This is a genomic window from Thermodesulfobacteriota bacterium (genome assembly GCA_030583865.1).
Taxonomy (GTDB): domain Bacteria; phylum Desulfobacterota; class GWC2-55-46; order GWC2-55-46; family GWC2-55-46; genus UBA5799.
This window is the reverse complement of sequence record CP129479.1, coordinates 1,473,104-1,487,872: the sequence shown is the minus strand read 5'-3', so window position 1 is coordinate 1,487,872 and position 14,769 is coordinate 1,473,104. Positions and strand designations below refer to the sequence as shown.

Here is a 14,769-nt window from a genome sequence, read left to right as displayed (position 1 = left end):
AGATGCCGAATAGAAGTGACAGGATAAAGAAAGGACTTGATAGGGTCCCTTCCAGGGCCCTCCTTTACGCGACAGGCATACCCACCGGCGAGATGAAGAAGCCCTTCATCGGCGTGGCCACGAGCTTTTCCGACCTCATACCCGGCCACATCGGCATGAGGGACCTCGAAAGGTTCATTGAGAAGGGCGTCCACACCGGAGGCGGCTACCCCATGTTCTTCGGGCTCCCCGGCATATGCGACGGCATAGCAATGGGGCACAGGGGCATGCATTATTCCCTTCCGTCGAGGGAGCTCATCGCCGATACCATCGAGAGCGTGGCGGAGGCCCACGCCTTTGACGGCCTCATACTCCTTACGAACTGCGACAAGATAACGCCCGGGATGCTCATGGGCGCTGCGCGCCTCGATATCCCGACGATAGTCGTCACCGCCGGGCCAATGCTCACCGGAAGGTACAGGGGCAGGAAGACCTCGTTCATAAGGAACACCTTCGAGGCAATGGGCCGTTTCCGGGCGGGCGAGATAACAAAAGAAGAGCTTAACGCCTGCGAGACCGGGGCCTGCCCAGGCGCCGGCTCCTGCCAGGGCCTCTACACCGCGAATACCATGAGCTGTCTTACCGAGGTCATGGGCATGAGCCTCCCTTTCTGCGGCACCGCGCTCGCCGCGTCGGCTGAAAAGCGCCGTATAGCCTTCGACAGCGGCGTGCGCGCGGTAGAGCTCGTAAGGAAGAACGTCACCCCGCGGAAGATAATGACAAGGGCTGCCTTCGAGAACGCCATCAGGGCGGACCTCGCGCTCGGCGGCTCGTCCAATACGGTACTCCACCTCCTTGCCATAGCGCACGAGGCCGGTGTGAAGCTCCCGCTGGATGTGTTTAACGACCTGAGCCTCACGACCCCGCACATAACATCGCTTGAGCCCGTGGGCGAGTATTACATGGAGGACCTTCATTGGGGCGGCGGCATAGGCGCGCTCCTTTTGAGGCTCAAGGACCTCATAAAGGACAACCCGACGGTCTCCGGGAAAAGGATAAAGGCGATAATAGACGGCGTCGACTACGTCGACGAGCGCGTCATCAAGCCCCTTTCCGAGGCCTACCACAAGGAAGGCGGCATAGCGGTGCTCAAGGGTAACCTGGCGCCGTTCGGGGCCGTGGTAAAGCAGTCCGGCGTAAGCGAAAAGATGATGCGCTTCACCGGCACTGCCCGCGTCTTCGATTCCGAAGAGGCCGCGATGAAGGCGATAGTAGGCCGCGACATCAAGGCTGGTAGCGTGATAGTCATAAGATACGAGGGGCCCAAGGGAGGCCCGGGCATGAGGGAGATGCTCGCGCCGACGGCGGCCCTCATGGGCATGGGGATGGGCGAAACCGTGGCGCTAATAACCGACGGCAGGTTCTCAGGAGGCACCAGGGGCCCTTGCATAGGCCACATCTCGCCGGAAGCTGCAGAGGGCGGGCCCATAGCGCTCGTAAAGGACGGCGACACAATCGAGCTTGATATCCCCGCGAGGAAGATGGAGCTCAAGGTGCCTGACAAGGAGCTTCTGGCGAGGAGGCAGGCATGGAAGACGCCGTCCCCCAAGATAAAGGACGGCTGGCTTGCAAGGTATGCCAAGTCGGTCACATCGGCCTATACGGGGGCGGTACTCAAGGCTTAGGCCCAAACCGAAATTCCAGACGGGAAATATATTGTCATGAACAGGAAGAACGGCGCTGAGATATTCATCGAATGCCTCCTGAAGGAGGGCGTGGACACCATATTCGGTTTCCCGGGCGGCGCGGTACTGCCCATCTACGACGCCCTTTACGACAGCCCCCTCCGGCACATACTCGTAAGGCACGAGCAGGGCGCCGTGCACATGGCAGACGGCTACGCAAGGGCACTGGGCAAGCCCGGGGTCGTGGTCGTGACCTCCGGCCCTGGCGCGACCAACACCGTAACCGGCATTGCCACCGCCTACATGGACTCCATACCCATGGTCGTCTTCACCGGGCAGGTGCCGACGCCCCTGATCGGGAACGACGCCTTCCAGGAGGCGGACATCGTCGGCATCACCAGGCCGTGCACCAAGCACAATTACCTCGTCAAGGACATAAGGGACCTCCCGAGGATAATAAAGGAATCGTTCTACATAGCTACGACCGGAAGGCCGGGGCCGGTGCTAGTGGATATCCCGAAGGACGTTCTTACCGCGACGCTTCCGGATTACAAGTACCCGGATAAGGCCGCTATAGAGAGCTACCAGCCCAACTACAAGGGGCATCCGGGCCAGATACGGAAGGCTCTTGAGCTGATACTTTCCTCGAAGAGGCCGGTCGTATACGCCGGGGGAGGGGTGGTCCTCTCGAATGCCTCGGCCGAGATGAAGGCCTTTTCCGAAAAGCTCGGCATACCCACTACGACGACGCTCATGGGCCTCGGCGCGTTCCCGGGCACGCACCCGCTGTTCATGGGCATGCTCGGCATGCACGGCACCTACGCCGCCAACATGGCGGTAATGAATACCGACTGTCTCATCGCCGTGGGCGCGAGGTTCGACGACAGGGTCACGGGAAAGATAGACGAGTTCGCGCCGTATGCAGGCATCGTCCACATAGACATAGACCCGACCTCGATAAGCAAGAACGTCAAGGTCGATATCCCCATTGTCGGCGACGTGAGGACGGTCCTGAAGGACCTCTTGAAGGCCTGCCCCCCGGCAAAGGAGTTCAAAAAAGGAATACAGCCCTGGAGGGACGAGGTCGAGGGGTGGAGCGGAAGCCACAGGCTCTCGTACAAGCAGGACCCGAAGGGCAAGATAAAGCCACAGTTCGTCATAGAGAAGCTCTACGAGCTTACGGGCGGTGACGCCATAATAACCACCGAGGTCGGGCAGAACCAGATGTGGGCGGCCCAGTTCTTCAAATACGACAAGGCCCGGACCTTCCTTACTTCCGGCGGCCTCGGCACGATGGGCTTCGGCTTCCCGGCCGCGATCGGCGCGCAGATAGCGTTTCCTGAGAAGACCGTCGTTGACATAGCGGGCGACGGCTCGCTCCAGATGAACATCCAGGAGCTCGCCACTGCCGTGCAGTACAAGCTCCCGGTAAAGGTAGTGATACTCAACAACATGGTCCTCGGCATGGTCAGGCAATGGCAGGAGCTCTTCTTCCAGAAGAGGTACTCCCACACCTGCATCTCGGTCGCGCCGGACTTCGTGAAGCTGGCGGAGGCCTACGGGGCGGTCGGCCTCCGGGCGACAAAGCCCGGAGAGGTCGGGACGGTGCTGGAGAAGGCACTGGCAGTGAAGGACAGGCCGGTTTTGATGGACTTCAGGGTGGACCAGTTCGAGTGCGTCTACCCCATGGTCCCCGCCGGGCAGCCGTTGAACAAGATGCTTCTGGTCTGATTGGGAGGTCCAACGCGTGCGTCATACGATATCGGTCCTTGTAACCAACGAGTTCGGCGTGCTATCGCGCATATCGGGACTTTTCTCCGGGCGGGGCTTCAATATCGAGAGCCTCTCGGTGGCCGAGACCTTCGACCCGAAGATATCCCGGATGACCATCGTCACGAGCGGCGACGACAAAGTCCTCGAGCAGATAAACAAGCAATTGAACAAGCTCGTGAACGTCATCAAGGTATACGACTTCACCGGCGAGGAGCATATCGAGCGGGAGCTCGCCCTCATAAAGGTGAACCTCAACGCCGAGACCAGGGCCGAGATACTCTCGATAGTCGACATATTCAGGGCCAAGGTCGTTGACGTAAGCTCCCGGACCTACACGATAGAGATAACCGGGGACGAGGAGAAGATACGGGCCATTACCGAGCTACTCCGCCCATTCGGCATAAAGGAGATCGTCCGGACCGGAAGGGTGGCAATGGCCCGGAGCCCCAAGCAGAGATAAGGCAACCTCTAAAAATTGCTATTTTACCCGGACTCTGCGTCAGGGCGTGAATAAAAATGCTCACATATTCACATATATGCTCCGCTTTTTATTCCCGCCCTTCCTTGATTGCAGGAAAAATTTCTGATTTTTAGAGGTTGCCATAAGCTAAAAGCGTAAAGCGACTATACGGATTGCGAAAACTAGAAGGGGAGGAATCTGTTGATGAAGGTCTATTATGACAAGGACGCGAGCCTTGAGAAGATCCGGTCCAAAAAGGTCGCGGTCATAGGGTTTGGAAGCCAGGGGCACGCGCACTCCCTGAACTTGAAGGACAGCGGCGTGGACGTCGTGGTCGGGTTGAGGAAGGAAGGCGTCTCGTGGAAAAAGGCAGAGGCCGCCGGCCTGAAGGTGCAGAACGTGAGCGAGGCCGTGAAGGGCGCGGACATAGTCATGATACTCGTCCCGGACGAGCTCCAGGGCGACCTCTACAAGGCGGAGATAGGCCCGAACCTCAAGAAGGGAGCATACCTCGCTTTCGCGCACGGCTTCAACATCCACTTCGGGCAGATAACGCCGGATAAATCTGTGAACGTATTCATGGCAGCTCCCAAGGGGCCGGGGCACCTCGTGCGGCACGAGTTCACGAAGGGCGCGGGCGTTCCGGCTCTCGTGGCCGTTTACCAGGACCCCTCGGGCGACACGCTCCAGACGGCCCTTGCGTACGCGAGCGCCATCGGCGGCGGAAGGGCCGGCGTCATAGAGACTACCTTCAAGGACGAGACCGAGACCGACCTTTTCGGAGAGCAGGCGGTCCTCTGCGGCGGCGTGAGCGCCCTGATACAGGCCGGGTTCGAGACGCTCGTCGAGGCGGGCTACCCGCCCGAGATGGCCTATTTCGAGTGCCTTCACGAGATGAAGCTCATTGTGGACCTCATATACGAGGGCGGCATATCGAACATGAGGTACTCGATAAGCAACACGGCGCAGTATGGCGACCTTACCCGGGGGCCGCGGGTCATAACCGACGAGACCAAGAAAGAGATGAAGAAGATACTCCGCGAGATACAGACCGGGGAATTCGCCAGGGACTGGATGCTCGAGAACAAGGCAAACAAGCCGGTCTTCTCGGCCCTCACCAGGCTCGGCCAGGAGCACCAGATAGAAGAGGTCGGCGGAAAGCTACGCGACATGATGCCCTGGCTCAAGAAGGGGAAGATAGTAGACAAGGAAAAGAACTGAGGTCTTTCAGAAGAGAGCCCCCCGCTCTTTGCCGATAATACCCTCCCCATACGGGAGGGTATTATCGTATTACAGGGGGAGTTGCAGGAGGTATGATTGGCAAGGATTCCGGTTGCCAGGGAAGGTTATCCCTTTATCCTGGCGTCTTTTTTTTGTATAATCGTGGTATGGATGGCGGGGCTCCGCTGGCTTGAGGCGATCTTCGTGCCGCTTGCCGTATTCGTGGTCTCGTTTTTCAGGGACCCCGAAAGGGAAATCCCGACTGACACCAATGCGATAGTCAGCCCCGCGGACGGCAGGGTGATAAAGGTCGAGCGGATAAAGGACGATAAGTTCCTCAAGGCCGACGCGCTCCGCATCTGCATATTCATGAACGTCTTTAACGTCCACGTGAACAGGGTGCCTGCCCCGGGCAGGGTAGTGGACGTCATATACAACCCCGGCAGGTTCTTCAACGCCTCCCTGGACAAGGCCTCGCTCATGAACGAGCAGAACGCCGTCATAATGGAGGACCAGGGCGGCAGGAGGTTCGCCTTCAACCAGATAGCCGGCCTCGTTGCGAGGAGGATAGTCTGCTACGCAAGGCAGGGCATGAGCTACGGCAAGGGCGAGAGGTTCGGAATGATACGGTTCGGCTCGCGGGTGGACGTATATCTCCCGGCCGGAGCGTCTCCGAACGTGAAGGTTGGGGACAGGGTCAGGGCAGGTTCTTCAATAATAGGAAGATGGGATGCTTGATAACGAAATAAACCTGGATAGCGGCGAAAAGAAAAAGGTCAAGAGGGGGGTGTATCTCCTTCCGAACCTCATCACCTCGGCGAGCCTTTTCGGGGGCTTTTACGCCATCATAGCCTCGTTCGACGGCAAGTACGAGTACGCGGCCATAGCCATCATCATCTCGGCGATACTCGACGGGCTTGACGGCAGGGTCGCCAGGCTTACCGGGGGCAGCAGCAAGTTCGGGGTGGAATACGACTCCCTCTCAGACCTCATCGCCTTCGGCCTGGCGCCGGCGGTCCTCATATTCACGTGGGCCTTGCGGCCCTTCGGGAGGTACGGCTGGCTCGCGGCGTTCCTGTACGTCGTATGCGGCGCGCTCCGGCTCGCCCGGTTCAACGTGCAGGTGACGACGGTCGAGAGCAAGCGTTTCAACGGGCTCCCGATTCCCGCGGCGGCGGTGCTCGTCGCGTCCACGGTCCTCATGTTCTTCCACCTTGGCAGGGGCGACGAGGCCGTAAGGCACGTGACCATACTCGTACTCGTGTACACGCTCGCGTTCCTCATGATAAGCAACGTGCATTACTACAGCTTCAAGGAGCTGAGCCCCTCGCAGAGGATGCCTTTCAGGCTTCTGGTAGGGATAATATTTCTCCTCATTGTCGTGGCAGCCAACCCGCCCGTGATGCTATTCATACTGAGCCTGGGATATATGCTGTCCGGGCCCATAACGACGATAGTGGACAAGCGGAGGAAGGTTTCGCTCAAGGCCCCTGCAAGGGACAGGAAGGAAACGAAGGAAGCCGGGTCAAAGGGATAGGGACGCAGTAATGGACAACAGGGTCAGGATATTCGATACGACGCTCCGGGACGGCGAGCAGTCGCCGGGCGCCTCGATGAACGTCGAGGAGAAGATAGCCGTAGCAAGGCAGCTTACGAAGCTCGGGGTCGACGTCATAGAGGCGGGTTTCGCCTTCAGCTCGCCGGGCGATTTCGACTCGGTCAGGAGGATCGCGCTCGAGGTCGAGGGCCCGGTCATATGCAGCCTCGCCAGGTGCAAGCCAGAGGACATAGACGCCGCGGCGGGCGCGCTAAAGGGCGCGGCCAGGTCCAGGATACACACCTTCATCTCGACCTCCGAGATACACCTGAAGCACCAGTTCAGGCTCACCCGGAGCGAGGCCCTCGAGAGGGCGGTCGAGATGGTCAAGAGGGCGCGTGGCCACGTCGACGACGTCGAGTTTTCGGCAATGGACGCTTCGAGGACCGAGCCCGCATACCTTTACGAGATGATAGAAGCCGTTATCGAGGCAGGCGCCGGGACCGTTAATATCCCCGACACAGTCGGCTATGCGCTCCCGGACCAGTTCGGCGCGCTCATAAAGGGCATACGCGACAACGTAAGGAACATCGACAGGGCGGTAATATCCGTTCATTGCCATAACGACCTGGGATTGGCGGTTGCTAACTCCCTTGCCGCGGTCGTGAACGGCGCGAGGCAGGTAGAGTGCACCATAAACGGCATAGGCGAGAGGGCCGGTAACGCCTCCCTCGAAGAGATAGTCATGATACTCAGGACGAGGAAGGACGTCCTCGGCCTCGAGACCGGCATCACAACGGAGCAGATATTCCCCGCGAGCAGGCTCGTAAGCGGCATAACCGGCATAATGGTGCAGCCAAACAAGGCCATAGTAGGCGACAACGCCTTTGCGCACGAGTCCGGCATACACCAGGACGGCCTCCTCAAGGACAAGTCCACCTACGAGATAATGCGGCCCGAGTCTGTCGGCATATCCCGCTCGAAGCTGGTCCTCGGCAAGCATTCCGGCCGCCACGCCTTCAAGACGAGGCTCTCGGAGATGGGCTACGACCTTTCGCAGGAGAACCTCGAGAGGGCCTTCGAGACCTTCAAACGGCTCGCCGACCTCAAAAAGGAGGTCTTCGACGAGGACCTCGAGGCCATAGTGCAGGACGAGGTGCTGAGGGTCGAGGTGCCTGACAGGTACAGGCTCGTCAAGCTCAAGGTGCAGAGCGGGACCGATACTCCCCCCAGGGCCGAGGTCGAGATGGAGGTCGACGGCAGGACCGAAAGCGGAACAGGCACAGGAGACGGGCCGGTGGACGCGGCCTACAACACCATAGCCTCGCTTACCGGCACGAAGAGCAGGCTCCTCAAATACTCGGTAAACGCCATCACGGGCGGCACCGACGCGCAGGGAGAGGTCTCCGTGAGGGTGCAGGAGGGCGGGCACATCGTGCTCGGCCAGGGCTCCCACACCGACATAATTGTCGCGAGCGCCAAGGCCTACATAAACGCGCTCAACAGGCTCGAGCACATGAAGAAGGAGAAGCGCGACACACCTGTGCTTTAGGAGGACTGCTGAAAGGCCTTGGGGGTCTTCTCAGGAACTAAAAGTCAGGGGTTCTGGGGGAACCTTTCTACAGAAAGTTTCCCCCAGAAGTCCTTTTCCAGCAGGCGTGCATATAGAGTTTCCAGCCCGCAAGGGTTTTATCACATTCCAGGAGAGGTTTTTGAAGAGCATGAGGCAGATGACGATCACGGAAAAGATCCTTGCGAAGCACGCCGGGCTGAAGGAAGTCGCGCCCGGCGAGCTCATAAACGCCAGGGTGGACATCGCGCTCGGGAACGACATAACCGCGCCCATCGCGATAAGCGAGTTCAGGAAGATCGGCGCGAAGAAGGTCTTCAACAGGAACAAGGTCGTCCTTGTCCCGGACCACTTCACGCCTAACAAGGACATAAAATCCGCGGCCCAGGTCAAGATACTCCGCGAGTTCGCGAAAGAGCAGAGGCTGAAATATTACTTCGAGGGCGGCGACGTTGGCGTCGAGCACGCGCTCCTTCCGGAGAAGGGGATAGTCGTGCCGGGCGACGTCGTCATAGGCGCGGACTCACATACCTGCACCTACGGCGCGCTCGGGGCCTTTTCGACTGGCGTCGGCTCGACCGACCTTGCCGCGGCCATGATAACCGGCGAGGTGTGGTTCAAGGTGCCGGAGTCCATCAAGTTCGTCTTCGAAGGGAAGCTCAACAAGTGGGTCAGCGGCAAGGACCTCATCCTCCGCGTAATCGGCGACATAGGCGTGGACGGCGCGCTCTACAGGGCAATGGAGTTCACGGGCAGGGCCATAGAGAAGCTCTCCATGGACTCGAGGATGGCCATGTGCAACATGGCCATCGAAGCGGGCGCAAAGAGCGGCATAATAGCCCCTGACGCTGTCACGGAGGAATATGTGAACGGCAGGGCCGAGAGGCCGTACAAATTCTATTCGAGCGACCCAGGCGCCACCTATGCCGAGGTGAAGGAGTACGACTGCTCTGGAATAGAGCCGACCGTCGCCTGCCCGCACCTGCCGGAGAACACGAAAAAGGTATCGGAGCTCAAGGGCATAACCATAGACCAGGTCATAATCGGCTCGTGCACGAACGGCAGGCTTGAGGACCTCAAGGTCGCTGCCAGGATATTGAAGGGGCAGAAGGTCGCGAAATACGTACGGCTCATAGTAATACCGGCGACCCCGTTCATCTACAACGAAGCCATGCGCCTCGGCTACTTCGACATATTCCTCAAGGCCGGTGCCGTCATAAGCCCGCCCACCTGCGGCCCCTGCCTTGGGGGCCACATGGGCATACTGGCCGCCGGTGAGAGGGCGCTCGCGACCACGAACAGGAACTTCGTGGGCAGGATGGGCGACCCCAAGAGCGAGGTCTATCTTGCGAACCCGGCCGTCGCCGCTGCAACGGCCGTAAAGGGGAGGATAGCCCACCCGGACGAGGTATCGAAGTAGGCCCGGAGGGCCGGGCCTCGCGAGACCGCCATGAAAAAGCCCCGCCCCCCGCATTATTACCTGTACGATTGGCTTGCCCCGCTTTACGACCTCGGGGTAAGGCTCGCGGCCATTCCCTTCGGCGGCGAGGCACGCTTGAGGGCCAGGACCCTTGACGAGGCCGACGTTAGAGGCGGGCAGAAGGTGCTTGAGATATTCTCGGGCACCGCGACATTGTCCCTCATGGCAGCCAGGCGCGGCGCTTGCGTATTCGCGCTGGACGTTTCCGAGGGGATGCTCAAGGCCGCCCGCGAAAAGGCAGGGGACGAAAGGCTCGGGATAGGGCTCGTAAGGGGGGATGCGGCGGAGCTTCCGTTCGCCGGCGGCTCTTTTGACAGGGTAATGGCCTCCATGGGCCTCCACGAGGCCAGGCCCGAGGCGCTCAGGGGAATACTCTTCGAGGCCGGGAGGGTGCTTAAATCAGGCGGGAAGCTCTCCATACTCGATTTCCACAGGGCCGAGGGGCCCGCGGGTTTTTTGCAGTCCCTGGTCTTTACATTTTTCGAAGGCGAGCCGGCCAGGGCATGGGTGAGGACCGATATACAATCTCTACTCTCAAGCCTGGGCTTCAGGGACTTCAGGCGCGTCTTTCTCGCAAGCAGGTCATTGCAGCTTGTAACCGCCAGGCGGGCATAGGACAGGAGTGCCGCGAGGCGGCACTGAAAACAAATTTTTTTACGCAGAGGTGAGCAGATGAAGCTTAAGGGCAGGGTCTGGAAGTACGGAGCCGATATAGACACTGACAAGATAATACCCGCGAGATACCTCAACACATCCGATCCGGCGGAGCTCGCGAAGCACTGCATGGAGGACGAGGACCCCTCGTTCGCCTCGAAGGTGCGGCCAGGGGACATAATTCTCGCTGACAAGAACTTCGGGTGCGGCTCGTCAAGGGAGCACGCGCCCATCGCAATAAAGGCCGCGGGGGTTGCCTGCGTAATCGCCAAGAGCTTCGCCAGGATTTTCTACAGGAACTCGTTCAACATGGGGCTTACGATACTCGAATCCGACGAGGTATACGGAGCCACGGACGACGGGGACGAACTCGAGATAGACGTCTCGACCGGCTCCATCGTAAACCTCACCAAGGGGAAGAGCTTCACGGCCAGGCCGGTGCCTCCGTTCATGCAGGAGCTTATACAGGCCGGCGGGCTCATGGAGTCGATAAGAAAGAGGGGGTTTGTATGAAAAGGGAAGGCGCAAAAAGCAAGGTCCTTTCCAGCGAGAAATTGCATATAGAGAACAAGACCCTGTTCGTGGACCTGAAGGAGAACGAAGGCGGCAGGTTCCTGCAGGTAGCCGAGCTCTCCAACGACAGGCGGAGCACGGTGGTCATCCCGGTAAGCGGCCTCGCCGCTTTCATGGAGGTGCTCCAGAAGGTCGCCAACACGCTCTGACAGGGTGTTGAAAAACACCATGCCAGGCAATCCACGGACGGATTGCCAAATCGCGAAGATTGTCCAGGTCGGGCAAGTTGCGAGGTTTCGACGGATTCATTCCGGCCAAGCCGTGGTCGAAAGGTCCGGGAAGGGCTTTTAAACATCCTGAGAAGGCCTCCGCGCAGGCTGCTTCAACCCGCACAAGCGTCTATCGACTCTAAAAACACCAAGGAGCTTGCAAGTGAAAAGGTTTAATGTCGCTGTATTGCCGGGCGACGGCATAGGCCCGGAGATCGTCAGAGAGGCGATAAAGGTACTCAAGGCCGTGGGTTCGAGGTTCGGGGCCGAGTTCATTCTGACCGAGGCGCTCGTCGGGGGCGCGTCAATAGACGCCGACGGCGTGCCGCTAACCGATAAGGTCCTCGACCTTGCTCTACGGAGCGACGCCGTGCTCCTTGGCGCGGTCGGCGGCCCCAAATGGGAGGGGCTCGACTACTCGGTAAGGCCCGAGAGGGCGCTCCTTGCCCTGAGAAAAGAGCTTGGTCTCTTCGCCAACCTCCGGCCCGCCAGGATATACAAGGAGCTTATAGAGGCCTCTACCCTCAAGCCAGAGGTAATAGAAGGCGTGGACCTCGTCGTGGTAAGGGAACTTACCGGCGGTCTTTATTTCGGCTCGCCGAGGGGCGTTGAGAAGCTTCCGGACGGGACCGAGCGCGGCGTTAACACGATGGTCTATACGACCCCGGAGATAGAGAGGATAGCCAGGGTGGGGTTCGAGGTCGCAAGGAAGCGGAGCAAGAAGCTCTGTAGCGTGGACAAGGCCAATGTCCTCGAAACTACCGAGCTCTGGAGGAAGGTGGTCGTGCGGGTGGCAAAGGACTACCCGGACGTGGAATTGAGCCACATGTACGTGGATAACTGCTCCATGCAGCTCATAAGGAACCCCAGGCAGTTCGACGTTATCGTGACCGAGAACACCTTCGGCGACATACTTTCTGACGAAGCTTCGATGCTTACAGGCTCGATAGGGATGCTCCCTTCGGCGAGCCTGGGTGCAGGGAAGGGCAGGGCCATGTACGAGCCCATACACGGGAGCGCCCCGGACATAGCCGGAAAAGGCATGTCCAACCCCATAGCCACCATACTCTCGGCGTCCATGATGCTCCGCTACTCCTTTGACATGAACGAGGCCGCGGACTCGATCGACGCGGCGGTCGAGAAGGTCTTAAGGAAAAACTTGAGGACCGCCGATATCATGCAGCCCGGGATGACCCGCGTAAGCTGCCCCGAGATGGGCGAGGCGGTACTGAAGGAGCTCTGATTTTTTTTGAATCGAAATCAAAAAGCCCTGCCGTTCGGCGGGGCTTTTTTTATTTCAGGAGAGAATTTTCAGGCCGTTCATCTCATCGGCCAAGCCAATCCCTGAGAATCATGGACGCGCCCCTTTTATCGAGCGGCTCGTTGTTGTTCCCGCACCTCGGGTCCTGTGTGCAGGACGGGCAGGCCACCTCGCAGGGGCAGTCCTCCATGAGCTCGAGAGCGGAACCAAGCCATTCCCTCAGGCAATCGAAGCCCCTCCGTGCAAGGCCCACTCCGCCCTCGTGGCCGTCATAGACGAATATCGCCGGGCTCTGAAGCTCGGGGTTCAATGTATAGCTCACCCCGCCGAGGTCCATCCTGTCGCATAAAGCGTAGAGGGGGAGCGCAGCTATCATCGCGTGCTCAGCGGCATGGAGGGCGCCGCCAATGCTGAAACCGCTTCCGCGCACCTCTTCGAGTATGCTATTGCCGACCTTCATCCACACGCCCTTTGTAGTGAAAACAGAGGGCGGCAGGTCGAGGAGGAACTCGCCCATCGGGGCCTCGGTGAATATGTGTTTTTTCCTGTATCCGAGCACCCTTTCAGTTATTCTCAGCGTCCCGAATTTTACGAGCGTGTTCCTCAATGGCTTCGAGTCGTCCTCGGAGAGTATTTCGGATTCCTCCTCGGTCATAGGCCTCGTGTAATAGGCTATCTCGCCTGCCGGCCTGCAGACGGCCACCCGGTCGCGCATGTCGAGAGAGGCGACCCTGTACTGGACGCCCTTGTGGAGGTATATCGCCCCGGGATGGAGGTCGTAGAGTACTCTCGTGGAGCTCGATTCCCCAAGGAGGCCGCCGCCGTCTTTGATTATGGCGTAGGCCTCACCCGCCTCCCGGATGGAGCTCTCCATCTGGGGCCGCCTTTTTCTTGCGAACCACACGTCGAGCCTGCCGCGCCTCAGTTTCCCTTCGGCTTCAAGTTCCTCGAGGACAGGCTCAAGCCTCGCAATATCATAGACAGGGTCGTCGCCCCTCAGATACCGCTCCGATGTCGCGGAGAGGAGATGGGACTTCACTATGGGCCTGTTGAAGGGGTCCAGGACAGCCGACTCTGATGAGCGCCTGAAGAAGTCCGGAGGGTTCCGCATGAAATGCTGGTCGAGCGCGTCCGCGAGCGCGACCATGACGATGAGCGAGTCTCGTCCGCTCCTGCCGACCCTCCCGCTCCTCTGCCAGGTCGAGCTTACGGTGCCGGGGTAGCCCACGAGTATGCAGACGTCGAGGCCTCCTATGTCGACCCCGAGCTCGAGGGCGCTCGTCGATATGACGCCGGATAGCTCGCCCTTGAAAAGTCTTTTTTCGATATCGCGCCTCTCCTCGGGGAGGAAGCCCGCCCTGTAGGAGCTTACGACCGGGCTTATATCCGGGCAGCCGTCGAGTATCCGGGAATGCATTAGCTCGGTCACCTTCCTGGCCTTTGTGAAGGCTATGGTCTTGAAACCTGCGCGGACCGACGAGGCCAGGAGCCTTGTGGCTATGGTATAGGGGCTTACGCCCGAGGCGGGGTTGAGGAAAAGAAAATGCCTCCTCCCGGACGGCGCGCCGCTTTCGGTTATGGCCTCGAAGTCCTTGCCGACAAGGCCCTCGGCCAGCTCTTCAGGGTTTGCAATGGTCGCAGAAGAGGCTATGAAGACAGGGTCGCTCCCATAGAGCTTCGCTACCCGCCGGAACCTTCTCAGCACGTTAGCCACATGCGAGCCGAATACGCCCCTGTAGGCGTGTATCTCGTCGACTATCACGAACCGGAGGTTGGAAAGGAACCTCTCCCACTTCCCATGGAAGGGGTTTATGGCGAGATGTATCATGTCCGGGTTCGTAAGGACGACACGAGGCGGCTCCTCGCGCATCCGCTTTCTCCTGTAAGCGGATGTGTCGCCGTCGTATATCTCTGATATGCCCGGCTTGAAGGCCTTTCTCTTCCCTTTCTCCGGCGCGCCGCCTTCCGTTTCAAGGGGTAGCCTTGCCGCAAGCTCCCTGAAAGCGCCGAGCTGGTCCTGCTCGAGCCCCTTGAGCGGGAATATGTACATGGCCCTTGCCTCAGGGTCCTTGAGTATGGCCTCGGCTACCGGCAAGTTGTATATGAGGCTCTTCCCGCTGGCCGTAGGGGTCATGACGACCACGTTCTTGCCCTGCCTGACGAGGTCTATGCCCCGGGCCTGGTGTGTGAAAAGCCCCTTTACGCCGAGGGACGCGAGTGCCTCCTTTACCTCGGCCATGAGGGGCAGGGCTGTCTCAGCATAGGCGGGGTCCCGGGATGGGAGTTCCTCGTGGTGCACTATCTCCCTCAGGTCGGCCCTTGCCTTTATCTCTGCTATGAATGAATTGATGTCCATCGGAAAAATGA

13 protein-coding genes are annotated in these 14,769 nt (G+C 59.5%); 12 read left to right on the top strand and 1 reads right to left on the bottom strand.

The genetic code is table 11. The features are described from left to right. Nucleotides 1–2: 2 nt before the first annotated feature. The 12 genes from ilvD to leuB all read left to right on the top strand — a co-directional run bounded on the left by ilvD (nt 3) and on the right by leuB (nt 12,384). Nucleotides 3–1,664: a dihydroxy-acid dehydratase gene (gene ilvD, locus QY316_07015; GenBank protein WKZ31675.1), complete on the top strand. Its 1,662-nt coding sequence runs from the start codon at nt 3–5 to the stop codon at nt 1,662–1,664. 36 nt (nt 1,665–1,700) lie between these two features. Continuing rightward, on the top strand, nt 1,701–3,395 hold the full coding sequence (gene ilvB / locus QY316_07010) for a biosynthetic-type acetolactate synthase large subunit (GenBank protein ID WKZ31674.1): 1,695 nt from the start codon (nt 1,701–1,703) through the stop codon (nt 3,393–3,395). Between the two features lie 16 nt (nt 3,396–3,411). Beyond that, complete coding sequence (ilvN, locus tag QY316_07005; GenBank protein WKZ31673.1) at nt 3,412–3,897, top strand: acetolactate synthase small subunit; 486 nt, start codon at nt 3,412–3,414, stop codon at nt 3,895–3,897. 204 nt (nt 3,898–4,101) lie between these two features. Continuing rightward, entirely contained in the window at nt 4,102–5,118 is a 1,017-nt protein-coding gene (gene ilvC / locus QY316_07000) for a ketol-acid reductoisomerase (GenBank protein WKZ31672.1), read from the top strand. A 96-nt stretch (nt 5,119–5,214) separates the two neighbouring features. Then, the gene (locus QY316_06995; GenBank protein ID WKZ31671.1) at nt 5,215–5,856 is read left to right on the top strand and encodes a phosphatidylserine decarboxylase family protein; all 642 of its coding nucleotides are present in this window, start codon (nt 5,215–5,217) and stop codon (nt 5,854–5,856) included. Continuing rightward, nucleotides 5,849–6,655 carry a CDP-diacylglycerol--serine O-phosphatidyltransferase gene (pssA, locus tag QY316_06990; protein ID WKZ31670.1) on the top strand — a complete coding sequence of 269 codons (807 nt, stop codon included), beginning with the start codon at nt 5,849–5,851 and terminating at the stop codon, nt 6,653–6,655. Before QY316_06995 ends, pssA begins: the two co-directional genes overlap by 8 nt. A gap of 10 nt (nt 6,656–6,665) precedes the next feature. Further along, entirely contained in the window at nt 6,666–8,207 is a 1,542-nt protein-coding gene (locus QY316_06985) for a 2-isopropylmalate synthase (protein WKZ31669.1), read from the top strand. A gap of 169 nt (nt 8,208–8,376) precedes the next feature. Beyond that, complete coding sequence (gene leuC / locus QY316_06980) at nt 8,377–9,645, top strand: 3-isopropylmalate dehydratase large subunit (protein WKZ34090.1); 1,269 nt, start codon at nt 8,377–8,379, stop codon at nt 9,643–9,645. Nucleotides 9,646–9,675: 30 nt separating this feature from the next. Continuing rightward, a complete protein-coding gene (locus QY316_06975; GenBank protein ID WKZ31668.1) occupies nt 9,676–10,320 on the top strand; it encodes a methyltransferase domain-containing protein in 645 nt (214 codons plus the stop codon). A 57-nt stretch (nt 10,321–10,377) separates the two neighbouring features. After that, nucleotides 10,378–10,872 carry a 3-isopropylmalate dehydratase small subunit gene (locus QY316_06970; protein WKZ31667.1) on the top strand — a complete coding sequence of 165 codons (495 nt, stop codon included), beginning with the start codon at nt 10,378–10,380 and terminating at the stop codon, nt 10,870–10,872. Beyond that, the gene (locus QY316_06965) at nt 10,869–11,081 is read left to right on the top strand and encodes a DNA-binding protein (protein ID WKZ31666.1); all 213 of its coding nucleotides are present in this window, start codon (nt 10,869–10,871) and stop codon (nt 11,079–11,081) included. Before QY316_06970 ends, QY316_06965 begins: the two co-directional genes overlap by 4 nt. 223 nt (nt 11,082–11,304) lie before the next feature. Beyond that, nucleotides 11,305–12,384, top strand: a complete 1,080-nt coding sequence (leuB, locus tag QY316_06960; protein WKZ31665.1) for a 3-isopropylmalate dehydrogenase — start codon at nt 11,305–11,307, stop codon at nt 12,382–12,384. An 82-nt stretch (nt 12,385–12,466) separates the two neighbouring features. On the opposite strand, the gene QY316_06955 is transcribed toward leuB, so the two are convergent. After that, on the bottom strand, nt 12,467–14,758 hold the full coding sequence (locus tag QY316_06955; protein WKZ31664.1) for a DUF1998 domain-containing protein: 2,292 nt from the start codon (nt 14,756–14,758) through the stop codon (nt 12,467–12,469). Between the last annotated feature and the right edge of the window lie 11 nt (nt 14,759–14,769).